12 protein-coding genes are annotated in these 18,145 nt (G+C 63.2%); 9 read left to right on the forward strand and 3 right to left on the reverse strand.

The annotated features are described in order from the left end of the window. Window positions 1-143: 143 nt before the first annotated feature. On the reverse strand, window positions 144-2,834 hold the full coding sequence (locus tag ACE4QZ_RS03825) for a putative bifunctional diguanylate cyclase/phosphodiesterase (protein WP_021782664.1): 2,691 nt from the start codon (window positions 2,832-2,834) through the stop codon (window positions 144-146). Here ACE4QZ_RS03825 and ACE4QZ_RS03830 point away from each other — a divergent pair. After that, entirely contained in the window at window positions 2,734-3,171 is a 438-nt protein-coding gene (locus ACE4QZ_RS03830; protein WP_279934906.1) for a hypothetical protein, read from the forward strand. The two genes, ACE4QZ_RS03825 and ACE4QZ_RS03830, sit on opposite strands and share 101 nt — an antisense overlap. A 170-nt stretch (window positions 3,172-3,341) precedes the next feature. Here ACE4QZ_RS03830 and aceF read toward each other — a convergent pair whose 3' ends face one another. Together aceF and aceE are read right to left on the reverse strand one after the other, a co-directional pair. Beyond that, window positions 3,342-5,003: a dihydrolipoyllysine-residue acetyltransferase gene (gene aceF, locus ACE4QZ_RS03835; RefSeq protein WP_053870404.1), complete on the reverse strand. Its 1,662-nt coding sequence runs from the start codon at window positions 5,001-5,003 to the stop codon at window positions 3,342-3,344. Between the two features lie 13 nt (window positions 5,004-5,016). Further along, window positions 5,017-7,662: a pyruvate dehydrogenase (acetyl-transferring), homodimeric type gene (gene aceE, locus ACE4QZ_RS03840; protein ID WP_003255651.1), complete on the reverse strand. Its 2,646-nt coding sequence runs from the start codon at window positions 7,660-7,662 to the stop codon at window positions 5,017-5,019. 383 nt (window positions 7,663-8,045) lie between these two features. Here aceE and glnE point away from each other — a divergent pair, with 383 nt between their 5' ends. The 8 genes from glnE to ACE4QZ_RS03880 all read left to right on the forward strand — a co-directional run bounded on the left by glnE (window position 8,046) and on the right by ACE4QZ_RS03880 (window position 18,142). Further along, window positions 8,046-10,979 carry a bifunctional [glutamate--ammonia ligase]-adenylyl-L-tyrosine phosphorylase/[glutamate--ammonia-ligase] adenylyltransferase gene (gene glnE / locus ACE4QZ_RS03845; protein WP_410480398.1) on the forward strand — a complete coding sequence of 978 codons (2,934 nt, stop codon included), beginning with the start codon at window positions 8,046-8,048 and terminating at the stop codon, window positions 10,977-10,979. Between the two features lie 202 nt (window positions 10,980-11,181). Next, complete coding sequence (gene waaF / locus ACE4QZ_RS03850) at window positions 11,182-12,231, forward strand: lipopolysaccharide heptosyltransferase II (RefSeq protein ID WP_410480399.1); 1,050 nt, start codon at window positions 11,182-11,184, stop codon at window positions 12,229-12,231. After that, the gene (gene waaC / locus ACE4QZ_RS03855; RefSeq protein WP_003255648.1) at window positions 12,232-13,290 is read left to right on the forward strand and encodes a lipopolysaccharide heptosyltransferase I; all 1,059 of its coding nucleotides are present in this window, start codon (window positions 12,232-12,234) and stop codon (window positions 13,288-13,290) included. It begins immediately after the preceding gene. Beyond that, window positions 13,290-14,414, forward strand: a complete 1,125-nt coding sequence (locus ACE4QZ_RS03860; protein ID WP_003255647.1) for a glycosyltransferase family 4 protein — start codon at window positions 13,290-13,292, stop codon at window positions 14,412-14,414. The genes waaC and ACE4QZ_RS03860 overlap by 1 nt, the downstream gene beginning before the upstream one ends. Beyond that, the gene (gene rfaP, locus ACE4QZ_RS03865; RefSeq protein WP_279934881.1) at window positions 14,411-15,217 is read left to right on the forward strand and encodes a lipopolysaccharide core heptose(I) kinase RfaP; all 807 of its coding nucleotides are present in this window, start codon (window positions 14,411-14,413) and stop codon (window positions 15,215-15,217) included. The genes ACE4QZ_RS03860 and rfaP overlap by 4 nt, the downstream gene beginning before the upstream one ends. Continuing rightward, a complete protein-coding gene (locus ACE4QZ_RS03870; protein ID WP_021782669.1) occupies window positions 15,217-15,951 on the forward strand; it encodes a lipopolysaccharide kinase InaA family protein in 735 nt (244 codons plus the stop codon). The genes rfaP and ACE4QZ_RS03870 overlap by 1 nt, the downstream gene beginning before the upstream one ends. Next, entirely contained in the window at window positions 15,948-16,700 is a 753-nt protein-coding gene (locus ACE4QZ_RS03875; protein WP_021782670.1) for a lipopolysaccharide kinase InaA family protein, read from the forward strand. The genes ACE4QZ_RS03870 and ACE4QZ_RS03875 overlap by 4 nt, the downstream gene beginning before the upstream one ends. Continuing rightward, the gene (locus ACE4QZ_RS03880) at window positions 16,700-18,142 is read left to right on the forward strand and encodes a lipopolysaccharide kinase InaA family protein (protein ID WP_279934882.1); all 1,443 of its coding nucleotides are present in this window, start codon (window positions 16,700-16,702) and stop codon (window positions 18,140-18,142) included. Before ACE4QZ_RS03875 ends, ACE4QZ_RS03880 begins: the two co-directional genes overlap by 1 nt. Window positions 18,143-18,145: the final 3 nt, after the last annotated feature.

Raw genomic sequence — 18,145 nt, forward strand, 5'->3', positions numbered from 1 at the left:
GGGGTAGGGGTTTGGGCCTTCTCGGGCATGCCCGCTCCCACAGGTACAGCACAGGTTTCAAAGGTTGTGGTGTTTCTGTGGGAGCGGGCATGCCCGCGAAAGGGCCCGAATGGCTTCTATAGTGCCCGAGGATTACGCAGCTGTCAGGCCACCGGGCCACGCGGATAGCGCTTCAGCCGCTCGGCCAGTTCGCGCCCGGGAATCGGTCGGTCGAACAGGTAGCCCTGGCCCACGTCGCAGCGGTGGCGGCGCAGGAACGCCAGTTGCTCCGGCGTCTCGATCCCTTCGGCCACCACCTTCAGCTTCAGGTTGTGGGCCATGGCCACCACCGCCGAGGTGATTTCCATGTCGTCCTGGTTGTCGGGGATCTCGTTGATGAAGCTGCGATCGATCTTGAGGATGTCGATCGGAAACTTCTTCAGGTAGCTCAGCGACGAGTAACCGGTGCCGAAGTCGTCCATGGCCAAGGTCAGGCCCAGGGCCTTCAGCTCGTCGAGCTGGCGGTGGGTGTCTTCGCTGGCTTCCAGCAGCAGGCCTTCGGTCAACTCCAGCTCGAGCAGGTGCGGGGGCAGGGCTTCTTCCTTGAGGATGGTGCTGATCGACGCTACCAGGTCCGGGTCGGAGAACTGTTTGGGCGACAGGTTGATGGCTACATGCAGGTTGCCCAGGCCGGCCTTGCGCAGTTGCTGGCTCATGCAGCACGCCTGGCGCACCACCCATTTGCCGATAGGGATGATCAGGCCGGTTTCCTCGGCCACGCTGATGAACTGGTCCGGGCGGATCATGCCGCGTTCGGGGTGGTTCCAGCGCAGCAGCGCTTCCAGGCCCAGCAGGCGACCGCTGCGCAGGCACAGCTTGGGCTGGTAGAACACTTCCAGTTCGTTCTGGGTCAGGGCACGGCGCAGGTTGTTCTCGACGAACAGCTTGTAGCTGGCTTCGGCATTGAGCACTTCGGTAAACACCTGTACCTGGTGTTTACCGTTGGCCTTGGCCTTGTGCAATGCAAGGCCGGCATTCTTCATCAGGCTGGCTGGGTCGACGCCGTGCAACGGTGCACAGGCCAGGCCTACCGAGGCGGTGACGTTGATCAGCTGGTTGTCGACGAACATCGGCTTGTCGAGGGTACACAGCAACTGCTGGGCAACGCCTTGGCCATCTTCAAGGCTGGTGTCGTCGAGCAGCACGGCGAACTCGTTACTGGCAAAGCGCGCCAGGATGCCACCGCTGTGCAGGCTGTTGCGTAGACGCCTGGCCAGGCTGATCAGCAGCTTATCGCCGGTCTGGTGGCCAAGGCTGTCGTTGATGCGCTTGAAGTTGTCGATGTCCACCAGCAGCAGGCACATCGAGCTTTCGCCATCGCGGGCGAAGCGCTCGTCCAGGCTGCGGATGAACGCCGGGCGGTTGCCCAGGTTGGTGAGGTTGTCGGTGTAAGCCAGGCGTTCGATGCGTTGCTGGGCCAGCTTGGTCTGGGTGACGTCTTCGTAGATGCCGATGTAGTGGGTCAGCTCACGGTTGTCACCGTATACCTTGGAGATCGACAACTGGCCCCAGTACGGCTCCAGGTTCTTGCGCCGGCTCTTGAACTCGCCCTGCCAACTGTTGCCCATGGCCAGGCTCGACGGCGAGTCGAACAGCAGTTCGCTGAGGTTCTCCAGTGCCGGTAGCTCGCCCAACTGGCGGCCCTGCACTTCGTCGGTACTGTACTGGGTGATGGCGGTGAAGCTGGGGTTGACGTACTCCACCCGGCCGTCGCGATTCACCAGCAGGAAGGCACTGGCGCTTTGCTCGACCGCACGCTGGAACAGGTGCAGGGCGCTGGCCGCGGCACGCCGTTTGTGGTTTGTGATCACTTGGGCAAACTGGTCGGCCAGCTCGCCGGCAAAGGCAATCTCGTCCGACTGCCAGGCCCGTGGCTGGCCGGTTTGCTCCAGGCACAACACGCCGATCACCTGGCCATCGACGCGGATGCTGGCGTCGAGCATGGCCTTGTTTTCCGGGCGCATGCTTTGCGCCAGGGCGCGGGTGCGCGGGTCGTGGCCGGCGTTGTGAGCGTCGATGGCGCGGCTTGCGTGCAGTGCATCCAGGTAGTCCGGGAAGCGGCTGGCATCGATAGCTTCGGGCTGGCGGTGCTCTTGCGCGTCGCGGTACCAGGCGATTATCGGTTCCAGGCGTTGGTCTTCCAGGTGCCAGATGCTGGCGCTGTCGACCTTGTAGATTTCGCAGGCGCTCTGGGTAATCAGCTGGGCCGCTTCGAATAGCGAGTTGCCCGCGCTGTAACGCTGGCGGGCAAGGCGCAGGATAAGGTCCTGCTGGCCGCGTACGCGCTCCAGGTGCTCCAGCTGTTCTTGCTGCGTACGCTGGTTCTGTTGCAGGGCCAGCTGCAGGCGGTTGTTGCGTGACTCCAGGTCGCTGGCGCCAAGTTCGCCGCTATCTTCCTGCTGATCGTCGAGCACGCTCAGGTAGCCGCGCAACAGTTGGCGGTTGTGTTGCTTGTAGGCTTCACCCGCCTCCAGCAGGCGCAGCGAGGTGTTCGGCGTGTGCAGGGTGTAGCGCACGCGGTAGTAGCCGCGCTGGGCCAGTTGCAACTGGATTTCGTCGTGCAGCCGGTAGCGTGCTTCGGGTTCCATCAGGCTGGCGTAGGGCGCGTCAATCAGGGCGCACAGCTCGCCGGGTTGCATGCCGAACTGGCGCTCACAGGCCGGGTCAAGGTAGAGCATGGCCCAGGTGGCTTCGTTGAGCCGTTCGAAACGCAACATGCCGAGCCGCGAGGGCACGGGTAATTGCGTCACGACCTCGGCCGCCACACGGCTGGCGGCATCGGGTTGGCTTTTCATCGAAGACTCGCTTGAAGAGGGAACGCTGCCTTTTGGCTGCGGCGGATTTGGCAAGGTTGCATCATGTCCCGAGGGCTGGCAAGCGGCCATGCTTGATGCTGTGGACAGGTTATCGGCGGGTGGGGCGGAAAACTTAGATCGCCTTGGGGTTTTTGCCGCCTGGGAGATCGAGCGCCGCCCGCGCGGCGCATCGCGAGCTACGCTCGCTCCTACGTTTGTTTCGGGCCAGTACAGCCTGTGGCAGGCGCACGCGACCGCCGTGTTAGTACGACGCTATATCGCGCCATGTATCAAGGCGATCGCGCGCAAGTCCCACAGGAAAATTGGCCCGAAATAAACGTAGGAGCGAGCGTAGCTCGCGATGCGCCGCGCGGGCGGCGCTCGGTCTCCCAGGCGGCAAAACCCTATCGGCGGACAAAAAAAGCCCCGCCAATCGACGGGGTTGAGGTACGAGCGTGGCAGCTCGAAAAGGGAACTGCCCCTCGCAAGGAGGGGCAGTGTGCTGCCTTACAGCAGCATGGTGCGGATATCGCCCAGCACGTCGCCCAGGCGCTTGGTGAAGCGCGCGGCGGCAGCGCCGTTGATCACACGGTGATCGTAGGACAGCGACAGCGGCAGCATCAGCTTTGGCTGGAAAGCCTTGCCATCCCAGACTGGCTGCATGGTCGCCTTGGAGACGCCCAGGATAGCCACCTCCGGCGCATTGACGATCGGCGTGAAGCCGGTGCCGCCAATGTGGCCGAGGCTGGAGATGGTGAAGCAAGCGCCTTGCATCTCGTCGGCCGACAGCTTCTTGGTGCGCGCCTTCTCAGCCAGTGCAGCGGCTTCGGCAGCCAGTTGCAGCAGGCTCTTCTGGTCGACGTTCTTGATCACAGGGACCAGCAGGCCGTCCGGGGTGTCCACGGCGAAGCCGATGTGCACGTACTTCTTGCGGATGATGGCCTTGCCGCTTGGCGCCAGCGAGCTGTTGAAGTCCGGCAGTTCCTTCAGCAGGAAGGCGCAGGCCTTGAGCAGCAGAGGCAGCACGGTCAGCTTCACCCCAGCCTTCTCGGCCACGGCCTTCTGCGCAACGCGGAAGGCTTCCAGCTCGGTGATGTCGGCGGAGTCGAACTGAGTCACGTGCGGCACGTTGAGCCAGCTGCGGTGCAGGTTGGCAGCACCGACCTGCATCAGGCGGGTCAGGGCCACTTCTTCCACTTCACCGAACTTGCTGAAGTCCACGGCAGGGATCGGCGGGATGCCGGCGCCGCCGGTTGCGCCAGCGGCTGCCGGTGCTTCCTTGGCCTTCTGCATCATCGCCTTGACGTACACCTGCACGTCTTCTTTCAGGATGCGGCCATGCGGGCCGGTGGCGGCAACAGCGCCCAGGTCGACACCAAACTCACGGGCCAGCTGGCGAACCGCCGGGCCAGCATGAACCTTGGCATTGCTGCCAGCGGCCGGTGCGGTAGCAACCGGTGCAGCGGCAGCGGCCGGGGCAGCAGCAGCAGCAGGAGCAGGTGCGGCAGCCGGAGCAGCCTCAGCCTCAGCCTTGGCCGGGGCAGCAGCAGCTGGAGCCGCTGCAGCAGGCGCAGCGCCAGCAACCTTGAGCTTGAAGATCAGGTCGCCAGTGCCGACTTCGTCTTCCAGCTTGCACAGAACTTCTTCAACCACGCCAGCAGCCGGCGACGGGATTTCCATGGAGGCCTTGTCGGACTCCAGGGTAATCAGCGACTGGTCAGCTTCGACGGTGTCGCCGACTTTGACCAGCACTTCGATGATCTTGGCTTTGCCCGACGAACCGATGTCCGGCACGTGGATGTCCTGCACGCTGGCAGCAGCCGGAGCTGCAGCCGGAGCTGCAGCCGGAGCAGGGGCGGCTTCGGCGGCCGGAGCCGGCGCAGCTGCCTGAGCAGGAGCGGCAGCAGCCGGCGCCTCAGGGGCCGCAGCAGCGGCGCCCTCGGCTTCCAGGACCAGCAGCTCGTCGCCTTCTTTCAGGCGGTCGCCCAGCTTGACCTTCAGCTCCTTGATGACGCCGGCCTTGGGCGCCGGGATTTCCATGGAGGCCTTGTCGGACTCCAGGGTCAGCAGGCTCTGGTCAGCCTCGATACGGTCACCGACCTTGACGAACAGCTCGATGATTTCACCTTCACCGCTGCCGATGTCAGGTACGCGAATGAGTTCGCTCACTTAAAAATACTCCTCAGCAGTCCAGTGGGTTGCGCTTGTCCGGGTCGATACCGAACTTGACGATAGCGTCTGCAACAACCTTGGGTTCGATCTCGCCACGGTCAGCCAGGGCTTCCAGGGCAGCCAGCACCACGAAGTGGCGGTCGACTTCGAAGAAGTGACGCAGCTTCTTGCGGCTGTCGCTGCGACCGTAACCGTCGGTACCCAGGACTTTGAACTCTTTGCTTGGTACCCACTGACGAATCTGCTCGGCGAACAGCTTCATGTAGTCGGTAGAGGCGATGACCGGGCCTTTGCGACCGTTCAGGCACTGCTCGACGTAGGTCTGCTGTGGCTTCTGGCCAGGCTTCAGGCGGTTGGCGCGTTCCACGGCCAGGCCGTCGCGACGCAGTTCGTTGAAGCTGGTGACGCTCCACACGTCGGCACCGACGTTGAACTCTTCACGCAGGATCTTCGCGGCTTCGCGGACTTCGCGCAGGATGGTGCCGGAGCCCATCAGCTGTACGTGGTGTGCGGCTTCGCGGGTGTCCTCTTCCAGCAGGTACATGCCCTTGATGATGCCTTCCTCGACACCGGCCGGCATGGCTGGCTGCTGGTAGGATTCGTTCATCACGGTGATGTAGTAGAAGATGTCCTGTTGCTCTTCGGTCATCTTCTTCATGCCGTCCTGGATGATCACCGCCAGCTCGTAGCCGTAGGTCGGATCGTAGGTGCGGCAGTTCGGGATGGTGCCCGCCATCATGTGGCTGTGACCGTCTTCGTGCTGCAGGCCTTCACCGTTGAGGGTGGTACGGCCGGCGGTACCGCCGATCAGGAAACCACGGGTGCGGCTGTCGCCAGCGGCCCAGGCCAGGTCGCCAATACGCTGGAAACCGAACATCGAGTAGAAGATGTAGAACGGCAGCATCGGCTGGTTGTGGCAGCTGTACGAGGTACCGGCAGCGATGAACGACGACATGGCGCCGGCTTCGTTGATGCCTTCCTCGAGGATCTGGCCCTTCTTGTCTTCGCGGTAGAACATCACCTGGTCTTTATCGACTGGCTCGTACAGCTGGCCGACCGACGAGTAGATGCCCAACTGGCGGAACATGCCTTCCATACCGAAGGTACGGGCTTCGTCCGGGATGATCGGGACGATGCGCTGGCCGATGTCCTTGTCCTTGACCAGCTGCGCCAGAATACGCACGAAGGCCATGGTGGTGGAGATTTCGCGGTCGCCCGAGCCGTCCAGGATCGCTTTCAGCGTTTCCAGTGGCGGGGTCGGCACGCTGAAGCTCTTGGCACGGCGCTGCGGTACGAAGCCACCCAGGGCTGCGCGGCGCTCGGCCAGGTACTTGGCTTCGGCAGAACCTTCTTCCGGCTTGAAGAACGGCAGGTTCTCCAGGTCGGCATCCTTGACCGGGATGTCGAAGCGGTCACGGAAGTGACGCAGGCTGTCGACGTCGACCTTCTTGGTGTTGTGCGCGGTGTTCTTGGCTTCGCCAGCACCGGTGCCGTAACCCTTGATGGTCTTGGCCAGGATGACGGTCGGCTGCTCTTTGTGGTTCACAGCCTGGTGATACGCCGCGTAGACCTTGTACGGGTCGTGACCGCCACGGTTGAGCTTCCAGATCTCTTCGTCGGACAGGTCTTCGACCATGGCCTTGAGTTCCGGGGTGTTGAAGAAGTGCTCGCGAACGTACGCGCCGTCTTTGGCTTTGTAGTTCTGGTATTCGCCGTCGATGACTTCGTCCATGCGGCGCTGCAGGGCACCGTTGGTGTCCTTGGCCAGCAGTGGGTCCCAGAAACGGCCCCAGACGACTTTGTTGACGTTCCAGCCACCGCCACGGAACACGCCTTCGAGTTCCTGGATGATCTTGCCGTTGCCGCGAACCGGGCCGTCGAGGCGCTGCAGGTTGCAGTTGATGACGAAGATCAGGTTGTCCAGCTTCTCGCGGCCGGCCAGGGCGATTGCACCCAGGGATTCCGGCTCGTCGCACTCACCGTCGCCCATGAAGCACCAGACCTTCTGCTTGCCGGCCGGGATGAAGCCACGGGCTTCCAGGTACTTCATGAAGCGTGCCTGGTAGATCGCCTGGATTGGGCCCAGACCCATCGAAACGGTCGGGAACTGCCAGAAGTCAGGCATCAACCATGGGTGCGGGTACGAAGACAGGCCGTTGCCGTCCACTTCCTGACGGAAGTTGTTCATCTGGTCTTCGCTGATACGGCCTTCCATGAAGGCACGGGCGTAGACGCCTGGCGAAGCGTGGCCCTGGAAGAAGACCAGGTCGCCGCCGTGTTCTTCGGTAGGGGCCTGGAAGAAGTAGTTGAAGCCGATGTCGTACAGAGTGGCACTGGAGGCGAAGCTAGAGATGTGTCCGCCCAGGTCCGAGTCTTTCAGGTTGGTACGCATGACCATGGCCAGCGCGTTCCAACGCACCATCGAGCGAATGCGGCGTTCCATGAACAGGTCGCCAGGCATGCGTGCTTCGTGGGTGACAGGGATGGTGTTGCGGTATGGCGTGGTGATCGCATACGGCAGCTGGGAGCCACTACGGGTGGCCAGCTCGCCCATACGGGTCATCAGGTAATGAGCGCGGTCTTCGCCTTCTTTGTCGAGGACCGACTCCAGGGCATCCAGCCATTCCTGGGTTTCGATTGGATCGAGGTCTTGCATGGCTTGCTCCAGGGCGGAAAGGCAACCAGAATCGATTGCCTGAGATTGCGACTGGCCTTATGGGCAGACGTCGTGAATTCTTGGATTACCGGGGTGTCTTCCGGCGCGTTGTAGTTTTACTACATTTGCTTTCGCATTTCATGCTTTTACACGACACGAGTAGTAGTAAAACTACATTTGTGCGACGTTTGGTCGCACCTTGGCTTGTGAGGAAAAACGTTCATGTTGGTTGGCATTGTGTCGCGAACGGGTGGTTCTTGATGTTTGTTGCCAAGTTTTCGTTTTTTTCAGCTATTTCCAACTTTTGTACGACAGTCCAACCGTGGTCCGGCTTCCCCTTGGCCGCTTTCTCCCCTCTATTTCACGCCGATCAAGGATAGACCATGCGCCTACCTTTGCCCTCCGATCTGCCTGCCACCTTGCAGCCGCTGGTCACTCGCAACCAGCAGTTCATCAGCGATGCCGTGGCCGGCCACCCCGAACTCGACCTGCAGGCCTGGAGCCCGCTGCACCGGCAGCAGTTCGACCAAGTGGCTGCTGCCAGTGAATTCGTGCTCAGCCTGGCCCAGCGCGAGCCCGCCATGCTGTTTGCCCTGCTGGCCAGTGGCGAGCTGGAGCGGCGTTACGCCCCGGGTGAGCTGCGCAGGCAAATCGCCGCAACGGCCCAGGCAGCACAGAGCGAGGACGAACTGGCGCGCAATCTGCGCCGCGCGCGCAACCGCCAGCAGTTGCGCATTATCTGGCGCGACATTACCCGTCAGGCGGAACTTGGCGAAACCTGCCGGGACCTGTCGGACCTTGCCGATGCGGCCATCGACGAAGCCTACCAATGGCTGTACCCGCGCCATTGCCAGCAATTCGGGACGCCCATCGGCAACCGCAGCGGCCAGCCGCAGCACATGGTGGTGCTGGGCATGGGCAAACTGGGAGCGGTAGAGCTTAACCTGTCGTCGGACATCGACCTGATCTTCGGTTTCCCCGAGGGCGGTGAAACCGAAGGGGTGAAGCGCTCGCTGGACAACCAGGAGTTCTTCACGCGCCTGGGCCAAAGGCTGATCAAGGCGCTGGACCCGGTTACTGTCGACGGCTTTGTGTTCCGCGTTGACATGCGCCTGCGTCCCTATGGTTCGGCGGGTGCCCTGGTGCTCAGCTTCAATGCACTGGAGCAGTACTACCAGGACCAGGGCCGCGACTGGGAACGTTACGCGATGATCAAGGCGCGAGTGGTGGCCGGCGATCAGGCGGCCGGCGCGCAGTTGCAGGAAATGCTGCGCCCGTTCGTGTACCGCCGCTACCTGGACTTTTCCGCAATCGAAGCGTTGCGCACCATGAAGCAGCTGATCCAACAGGAAGTGCGGCGCAAGGGCATGGCCGAGAACATCAAGCTGGGTGCCGGTGGTATTCGCGAAGTGGAGTTCATCGCCCAGGCCTTCCAGCTGATCCACGGCGGGCGTGACCTCAGCCTGCAGCAGCGGCCGTTGCTCAAGGTGCTGGCCACCCTGGAAGGCCAAGGCTACCTGCCGCCGGCGGTGGTGGCCGAGCTGCGCGAGGGCTATGAGTTCCTGCGCTATACCGAGCACGCCATCCAGGCCATCGCCGACCGCCAGACGCAAATGTTGCCGGAAGGTGAAACCGATCAGGCACGAGTGGCCTACATGCTCGGCTTTGCCGACTGGCAGAGCTTCCATGACCAGTTGATGTACTGGCGTGGCCGCATAGACTGGCATTTCCGCCAGGTCATTGCCGACCCGGATGATGAAGACGGTGAAGGCGAACTGGTGGTGGGTGGCGAGTGGTCGCCGTTGTGGGAGCAGGCGCAGGATGAAGAAGCCGCTGGCCGGCAATTGCAAGAGGCTGGCTTCAAGCAACCCGCCGAAGCCTTGAGGCGCCTGGCCGGGCTGCGTTCCAGCCCGCAGTTGCGCTCGATGCAGCGCATCGGCCGTGAGCGACTTGACGCATTCATCCCACGGCTGCTGGCCCAGGCGGTGGAGCATGACAACCCTGACCTGGTGCTTGAGCGGGTGCTGCCATTGGTCGAGGCTGTGGCAAGGCGTTCTGCCTACCTGGTACTGCTGACCGAAAACCCCGGTGCCTTGCGCCGTTTGCTGACGCTGTGCGCCGCCAGCCCGTGGATTGCCGAGCAGATTGCCCTTTACCCGTTGCTGCTCGACGAACTGCTCAATGAGGGCCGCTTGTTCAGCCCGCCCTTGGCGCCAGAACTGGCCAGCGAGCTGCGCGAGCGCCTGACGCGCATCCCCGAGGACGACCTGGAGCAGCAGATGGAGGCGCTGCGCCATTTCAAGCTGGCCCACAGCCTGCGCGTGGCTGCCTCGGAAATCAGCGGCAACCTGCCGTTGATGAAAGTCAGCGATTACCTGACCTGGCTGGCTGAAGCCATCCTCGACCAGGTGCTGGCCCTGGCCTGGCGCCAGACCGTGGCCCGCCACGGCCAACCCAAGCGCAGCGACGACAGCCTGTGCGACCCAGGTTTCATCATCATCGGTTACGGCAAGATGGGCGGCCTGGAGCTAGGCCACGGTTCGGACCTGGACCTGGTCTTCATCCATGATGGCGATCCGCAGGCGGAAACCGACGGTGCGAAGCCTATCGACAGTGCGCAGTTCTTCACGCGTCTGGGGCAGCGCATCATCCACTTGCTGACCACCCAGACCAACTCGGGCCAACTGTACGACGTGGATATGCGCCTGCGCCCGTCCGGCGCCTCGGGCCTGCTGGTCAGCTCGCTGGGCGCCTTCGAGCGCTACCAGCAGAACGAAGCCTGGACCTGGGAACACCAGGCGCTGGTGCGAGCCCGCGTGCTGGTGGGTTGCAAGCAGGTGGGTGCGGCGTTCGAAGGTGTGCGCGCCAAGGTTCTGGGCCAGGCGCGCGACCTGGAAAAACTGCGCGACGAGGTGAGTGAAATGCGCGCCAAGATGCGTGACAACCTCGGTACCAAGGCGACGGCTGCCGGTACTGCGGCGAACGCCTTCGACGCCGGTGTACCCTTCGATATCAAGCAGGATGCCGGCGGTATCGTCGATATCGAATTTATGGTGCAATACGCCGCTTTGGCCTGGTCCCATGACCATCCGGCCCTACTGCGATGGACCGATAACATCCGCATTCTGGAAGAGCTGGAGCAGGCGAACTTGATGCCGGCCAGTGACGCGGTGCTGTTGCGTGAAGTGTACAAGGCGTTCCGCTCGGCCTCCCACCGCCAGGCCTTGCAGAAGCAGGCCGGGGTGATCGATGCGGCGCAGTTTGCCGATGAACGCCGTGAAGTGCGGCGGATCTGGGGTGAGTTGGGTTTAAGCTGATACCGTGTTGGCTTATTCGTGGGCAAGCCCGCACCCACAGGTACTGCGCAGGCCCTGAGCAGTGTGCAATCCCTGTGGCAGCGGGCTTGCCCGCGAATAGGCCATGTGAGTGGTACACTGTCCGCCACATAGCCTGAATATAAAGAGGGGAGGCCAGGCTGTACCGCAGCCTGTAGCCTCCCCGAGCGTTTCTGGACTAAGCATGAGAATACTGATCATTGGCCCCAGCTGGGTCGGCGACATGGTGATGGCGCAAACCCTGTTCCAGTGCCTGAAACAGCAGCACCCCGACTGCGTGATCGACGTGCTGGCCCCTGAGTGGAGCCGGCCGATCCTCGAACGCATGCCTGAAGTGCGTCAGGCCTTGAGCTTCCCGCTCGGCCACGGCGCGCTGGAGCTGGCCACACGTCGGCGCATCGGCAAGTCCCTGGCCGGCCAGTACGACCAGGCTATCCTGCTGCCCAACTCGCTCAAGTCGGCGCTGGTGCCCTTTTTTGCCGGCATTCCCAAACGCACCGGCTGGCGCGGTGAAATGCGCTTCGGCCTGCTGAACGATGTGCGCAAGCTGGACAAGGCCCGCTATCCGCTGATGATCGAGCGCTTCATGGCCTTGGCTTACGCACCCGGCACCGAGCTGCCGCAGCCATACCCGCGCCCCAACCTGCAGATCGAAGCGCAAAGCCGTGACGCCGCCCTGGCCAAGTTCGGCCTGGAACTGGACCGTCCGGTACTGGCGCTGTGCCCTGGCGCCGAGTTTGGCGAAGCCAAGCGCTGGCCGGCAGAGCACTATGCCGCTGTGGCCGATGCGATGATTCGCCAAGGCTGGCAAGTGTGGCTGTTCGGCTCGAAGAACGATCACCCGGTCGGTGAGCAGATCCGCGACCGGCTGATTCCGGGGTTCCGTGAAGAGTCGTCCAACCTGGCCGGTGAGACCTCGCTGGCCGAGGCCATCGACCTGATGTCCTGCGCCCATGCCGTGGTGTCCAACGATTCCGGCCTGATGCACGTGGCCGCTGCGCTGAACCGTCCGTTGGTGGCGGTGTACGGCTCGACTTCACCCGGCTTCACCCCACCGCTGGCCGAACAGGTGGAAGTGGTGCGCACCGGTATCGAGTGCAGCCCGTGCTTTGACCGCACCTGTCGCTTCGGCCATTACAATTGCCTGCGTCTGCTGGAACCGGGCAAAGTGATTGCCGCCCTGCACAGCCTCAGCGGACCGGACCTGATCGATACCGTGGCCGAGGTCGACTAAGTGCGGGTACTGATCATCAAGACCTCGTCGCTGGGGGATGTCATCCACACCCTGCCGGCGCTTACCGATGCCGCCCATGCCATTCCCGGCATCCGTTTCGATTGGGTGGTGGAGGAAGGCTTCGCCGAAATCCCCAGTTGGCACCCCGCGGTCGACCAGGTCATCCCGGTGGCGATCCGTCGCTGGCGCAAGAACCTCTGGCAAACCATCAAGAGTGGCGAGTGGAAGGCGTTCAAGCAGCGCGTGCGCGAGCGCAAGTACGACCTTGTGATCGACGCCCAGGGCCTGGTCAAGTCGGCCTGGTTGACCCGTTACGTGAAGGCACCCGTCGCCGGCCTGGACCGCTACTCGGCGCGCGAAGGCTGGGCCAGCCGCTTCTACGACCGGCCTCTGTCGGTTGCTACCGGCCAGCACGCGGTGGAGCGGGTACGCCAACTGTTTGCCATGGCCCTGGCCTATGACCTGCCAGAAGGCATCGGCAACTACGGCCTGGACCTCGACCGCCTGCAACTGCCGCCGGCTGCGCCCTATGTGGTGTTCCTGCATGGCACCACCTGGGCGACCAAGCATTGGCCCGAAGCCTACTGGCGCGAACTGGCCGAGCGCATGGGCCGGCGCAAGCTGGAAGTGCGCCTGCCCTGGGGTAATCCGGCCGAGAAGGCGCGGGCCGAGCGAATTGCCCAAGGCTTGAACAACTGCCAGGTGCTCCCCAAATTGAACCTTGCCGGCGTCGCTCGTGTACTGGCGGCGGCAAAGGCCTGCGTTGCGGTCGACACCGGCCTTGGCCACCTGGCGGCGGCACTCGATGTGCCTACCCTTTCGCTGTTTGGCCCTACCAACCCGGGCCTGACCGGCGCCTACGGACGGACCCAGATTCACCAGGCCAGTGACTGGCCTTGCGCTCCCTGCCTGCAGAAGAAGTGCACCTACAAACCGAGCGCCGATGACCTGGCCCGGTTCGATCTGAAACGCGAGTGGCCACTGTGCTTCACTCGCCTGAATCCCGAGCATGTGGCGAGCCGCTTGAGCGCGTTGCTGCTGGCTGAGGATGTCCGTTGATGCAACTGGCTTTCGTGCTTTACAAATATTTCCCCTTCGGCGGGCTGCAGCGCGATTTCATGCGCATTGCCCTGGAATGCCAGAAGCGGGGCCACCAGATCCGCGTGTACACGCTGATCTGGGAGGGTGACATTCCACCGGGTTTCGAAGTGCTGGTGGCGCCGGTGAAGGCGATCTTCAATCACCGCCGCAACGAGAAGCTCAGTGCCTGGATGGCCGCCGACCTGGCCAAGCGCCCGGTCGACCGCCTGATCGGCTTCAACAAGATGCCGGGGCTGGACGTGTACTACGCCGCCGACGGCTGCTTCGAGGACAAGGCGCAGACCCTGCGCGGTGGCCTGTACCGCCGCTGGGGCCGCTACCGGCACTTTGCCGAGTACGAGCGTGCGGTGTTCGCCAAGGACGCCCATACCGAAGTGCTGATGATTTCCGAAGTGCAGCAGCCGCTGTTCATCAAGCATTACGGCACCCCGGTAGAACGCTTCCACCTGCTGCCGCCAGGCATTTCCCAGGATCGCCGTGCGCCGGCCAATGCCGCCGAGATCCGCGCCGAGTTCCGCAAGGAATTCAACCTGGGGGATGACGACCTGCTGCTGGTGCAGATTGGCTCAGGCTTCAAGACCAAAGGCGTGGACCGCAGCCTCAAGGCACTGGCCGCGCTGCCGTCAGCCCTGCGCAAACGTACCAGGCTGATGGTGATCGGCCAGGACGACCCCAAGGTATTCCAGCTGCAAAGCGCTACCCTGGGTCTGGGCGACCAGGTGCAGTTCCTCAAGGGCCGCAGCGATATCCCGCGCTTCCTGTTGGGCGCCGACCTGCTGATTCACCCGGCTTACAACGAGAATACCGGTACGGTGCTGCTCGAAGCGTTGGTCGCCGGCTTGCCGGTGTTGGTGTCCAAGGTGTGCGGTTATGCCCACTACATTGCCGAGGCCGACAGCGGCCTGGTGCTGGACGAGCCGTTCGAACAAGATCAGCTCAACGGCTATCTGCAGCGCATGCTCGAAGACCCGCAGGCGCGTGCCAGCTGGTCGCGCAATGGCCTGGCATTTGCCGATAGCGCCGATCTGTACAGCATGCCGCAGCATGCTGCCGACGTGATCCTGGGGCAAAAAACCGCATGAAGCTGATATTGGCCGAACCCTTCAAACGCCTGTGGGCCGGGCGTGATGCCTTCGACGCCGTGGAGGCGTTGCAAGGCGAGGTCTATCGCGAGCTGGAAGGGCGCCGCACACTGCGCACCGAAGTGGCTGGCGAGGGCTTTTTCGTCAAGATCCACCGTGGCATCGGCTGGGGCGAGATCTTCAAGAACCTGCTCACCGCCAAGCTGCCGGTGCTCGGTGCCGGCCAGGAGTGGAAGGCCATCCAGCGCCTGCATGAGGTGGGTGTGCCTACCATGACCGCTGTCGCCTATGGCGAGCGTGGCAGCAACCCGGCCACGCAGCACTCATTCATCATCACTGAAGAACTGGCGCCGACCATCAGCCTGGAAGACTTCAGTATCGACTGGGTCAAGCAGCCGCCCGAGCCGCGTCTTAAGCGTGCACTTATCGCCGAGGTGGCGAAGATGACCGGTGGCATGCACCGCGCCGGGGTCAACCACCGCGATTGCTACATCTGCCATTTCCTGATGCACACCGATCGACCGGTGACGGCGGATGACTTCAAGCTGTCGGTGATCGACCTGCACCGGGCGCAAACCCGTGCCAGAATCAGCCGCCGCTGGCGCGACAAGGACCTGGCTGCGCTGTACTTTTCGGCCTTGGACATCGGCCTGACCCAGCGCGACAAGCTGCGCTTCCTGCGCGGTTACTTCCAGCGTCCCCTGCGGCAGGTGCTGAAGGACGAAGCTGCGCTGCTCGCCTGGCTGGAGCGCAAGGCTCAGAAACTCTACGATCGCAAGCAACGCTATGGGGATGCACTCTGATGGCGAGTTGGACACTGGCGCCGGGTTACGAACACCTGGCGGCGGACTTCGGCAGCCTTGATGCGGTATTTGCCCTCCAGGGCGAACGCCTGACCCGCGACCCGCTCAGTGAGGTGGTACGCATCGAACGTGACGGGATCAACTACTACGTCAAGCGCTACACCGGGGCCGGCAAGCACATGCGACGGTACCTGGGGCGGCCACGCATCAAGGCCGAATGGCAAAACCTCAAGCAATTCGCAAAATGGGGTATCCCCACCGCCGAAGTAGTGGCCTGGGGCCTGGAGCGCAACGGCCTGGCCTTTGGCCGTGGCGCGATGATCACCCGTGAACTGCCGCGCACCGAAGACCTGTCGGCCCTGGCCGAACAAAACGATCCGCGCTTGGCCGACCGCACCTGGGTCGACCATATCAGCCGTCAACTGGCGCGCCATACCCGGGTCATGCACGAGCACCGCTTCGCCCATAACGATTTGAAGTGGCGCAACCTGCTGGTCGATGACCAGGGCACGCTATTCTTCATCGACTGCCCCACCGGTGACTTCTGGCGCGGATTCATGTGGCGCCACCGGATGATCAAAGACCTGGCATGCCTGGACAAAGTGGCCAAATACCACCTGTCAGCTACCCAGCGCCTGCGCTTCTACCTGCAATACCGTGGCCGTGACCGGCTGAATGTGCGTGACAAGAAGCGCATTCGTCGGGTACTGGGCTTTTTCGAGGGAAGGGAATGACCGATTACCTGGCCAGCGCGGACCTCGCGCTGCTCAAGCGCCATGGCCTGGACGATTTCGAGGCGCTGTGGGCGCTGCAACTTGATGCAGTGGACGAACCCAACACCGGTCGCGGTGGCTGGAGCAGCGTCTTCCGTCTGGAACTCGAAGGCAAGGGCTACTACCTCAAGCGCCAGAGCGACTACCTGACCCGGACCTTGCACCGGCCGTTCGGCGAGCCCACCTTCGCCCGCGAATTCCGCAACATCAGTCGCTACCAGAAGCTGCGCATTCCGGCATTGCAGGCGGTGTTCTATGGCGAGCGCAAGCAGGGTGGCAAGCACCGGGCCATCCTGATGACCCGCGCTCTGGACGAATGGGCCGACCTCGAAAGCCTGCTGGCGCAATGGCCGCGGTTGGGTGAGGCCGAGCGCACCGGCATCCTGCAGGCCTGCGGCCAGCTGGCGCGTACCCTGCACAGTGCCGGGCAGGTGCATGGCTGCTTCTACCCCAAGCACATTTTCTTGCGCCAACGGCGCGACGGCTGGGATGCGCAACTGATCGACCTGGAAAAGACCCGTCCCCTGTTGCTCGGCATGCGTGACCGTCTCAAGGACCTGGAGCCACTGCTGCGCCGCGCCCAGGCGTGGAGCGTGCAGGATGTACGTACTTTGCTGGCTACCTACCTGGGGCAGCCCGCCGACGGCGCGCTGGTCGATACCTGGCTGCAACGGTTGACGCAACGCCGTCGTGAAAAAGAGGCCCGCTGATGCGTTTGTCTGAATTGAAGGATGCCGGGCGCAGCCCATCGCTGCCCCTGAGCATCACGTTGGTTGATGCCGCCGGCAGCGCCGACTTGCAATTGCTCAGCCTGCTGCGCGTGTTGCCGGGCCAGCGTTATGTGGGCGCTGGTGTCTGGCGTGGTACACCGGTGCTGGCAAAGTTGCTGGTCGGTGGTAACGCCGCACGGCATTTCCAGCGCGAACTGCAGGGTGTGAAATTGCTGGCCGAACAAGGCCTGACCACGCCGAAGCTACTGGCCGACGGCCTCAAGGAAGGCGAGGGCGGCTGGCTGCTGTTCGAGTTCCTTGACGGTGCCCAAGGCCTGGCCGATGCCTGGGCCGCAGTGGAAAACCTGCCAGTGTTGGCGGACGAGCAGCACCTGGTACTGGGCGAAGCGCTCACGGCTGTGGCGCACATGCACGCCCAAGGCCTTTGGCAGGAAGACCTGCACCTGGACAACCTGCTGCGCCATGCCGGCAAGCTGTATCTGATCGATGGTGCGGGCATAAGGGCGGAAACACCCGGTCAGCAGTTGTCGCGTCCACGCGTGCTGGAAAACCTCGGGGTATTCTTCGCCCAGTTGCCCAAGCGCCTGGAGCCGTTCATAGAAGAGCTGCTGGTGCATTATCTGTTGGCCAACGCCGAGCATGCGTTGCCGCTGGAAGCCCTGCAGAAGCAGGTGGACAAGGTGCGCAACTGGCGGCAGAAGGACTATCTGGACAAGGCTGGCCGCGAGTGCAGCCTGTTCAGCGTCCAGCGCACCCTCTCGGGCTTGCAAGCGATCCGCCGCAGTGAGGTCGAGGCCATGCAGCCTGTACTGGAGCAGGCCGATACGCTGATCGACAAGGGCCATTTGTACAAGACCGGTGGCGCTGCCAGCGTGGCGCGCATCGAGGTCAATGGTCGCCAGTTGGTGATCAAGCGCTACAACATCAAGAACACCGCGCATTGGTTCAAGCGCTTCTGGCGCCCGAGCCGGGCCTGGCATTCCTGGATTGAAGGCCACCGCCTGGAGTTCCTCGACATCGCCACGCCACGCCCCCTCGCGGTGCTGGAACAGCGGGTGCTGGGCCTGCGCAGCCGTGCCTACCTGGTCACCGAGTATGTCGACGGCCCGGACCTGACGGCATGCTTCGCGCCCTACGTCGAAAGCGGCGATGCGCCCGAGGAGCAGGTGTATGCCTTGGTGCACGTGATGCAGCAACTGATTCGCGAGCGCATCAGCCACGGCGACTTCAAAGGCCATAACCTGTTCTGGCACAACGGCCAGTGGTCGCTGATCGACCTCGATGCCATGTGCCAGCACGCCACCCAGCTCAGCTTCGCCCCGGCCTATGCCCGTGACCGGGCGCGGCTGCTGCGCAACTGGCCCAATGGCAGTGCCTTGCATCAGCGGCTGGACCGGCTGTTGCCAAAACTGGTCGACTGAGGC

Origin of the sequence: Pseudomonas sp. DCA-1 (assembly GCF_046523955.1) — a bacterium.
GTDB lineage: Bacteria > Pseudomonadota > Gammaproteobacteria > Pseudomonadales > Pseudomonadaceae > Aquipseudomonas > Aquipseudomonas putida_Y.

Excerpts from the sequence above, each read along its gene's own strand:
- ACE4QZ_RS03860 (WP_003255647.1), top strand. The coding sequence starts at position 13,290 with ATGCAACTGGCTTTCGTGCTTTACAAATATTTCCCCTTCGGCGGGCTG.
- ACE4QZ_RS03870 (WP_021782669.1), top strand. The coding sequence starts at position 15,217 with ATGGCGAGTTGGACACTGGCGCCGGGTTACGAACACCTGGCGGCGGAC.
- waaF (WP_410480399.1), top strand. The coding sequence starts at position 11,182 with ATGAGAATACTGATCATTGGCCCCAGCTGGGTCGGCGACATGGTGATG.
- ACE4QZ_RS03875 (WP_021782670.1), top strand. The coding sequence starts at position 15,948 with ATGACCGATTACCTGGCCAGCGCGGACCTCGCGCTGCTCAAGCGCCAT.
- aceE (WP_003255651.1), bottom strand. The coding sequence starts at position 7,662 with ATGCAAGACCTCGATCCAATCGAAACCCAGGAATGGCTGGATGCCCTG.
- ACE4QZ_RS03825 (WP_021782664.1), bottom strand. The coding sequence starts at position 2,834 with ATGAAAAGCCAACCCGATGCCGCCAGCCGTGTGGCGGCCGAGGTCGTG.
- glnE (WP_410480398.1), top strand. The coding sequence starts at position 8,046 with ATGCGCCTACCTTTGCCCTCCGATCTGCCTGCCACCTTGCAGCCGCTG.
- ACE4QZ_RS03880 (WP_279934882.1), top strand. The coding sequence starts at position 16,700 with ATGCGTTTGTCTGAATTGAAGGATGCCGGGCGCAGCCCATCGCTGCCC.
- rfaP (WP_279934881.1), top strand. The coding sequence starts at position 14,411 with ATGAAGCTGATATTGGCCGAACCCTTCAAACGCCTGTGGGCCGGGCGT.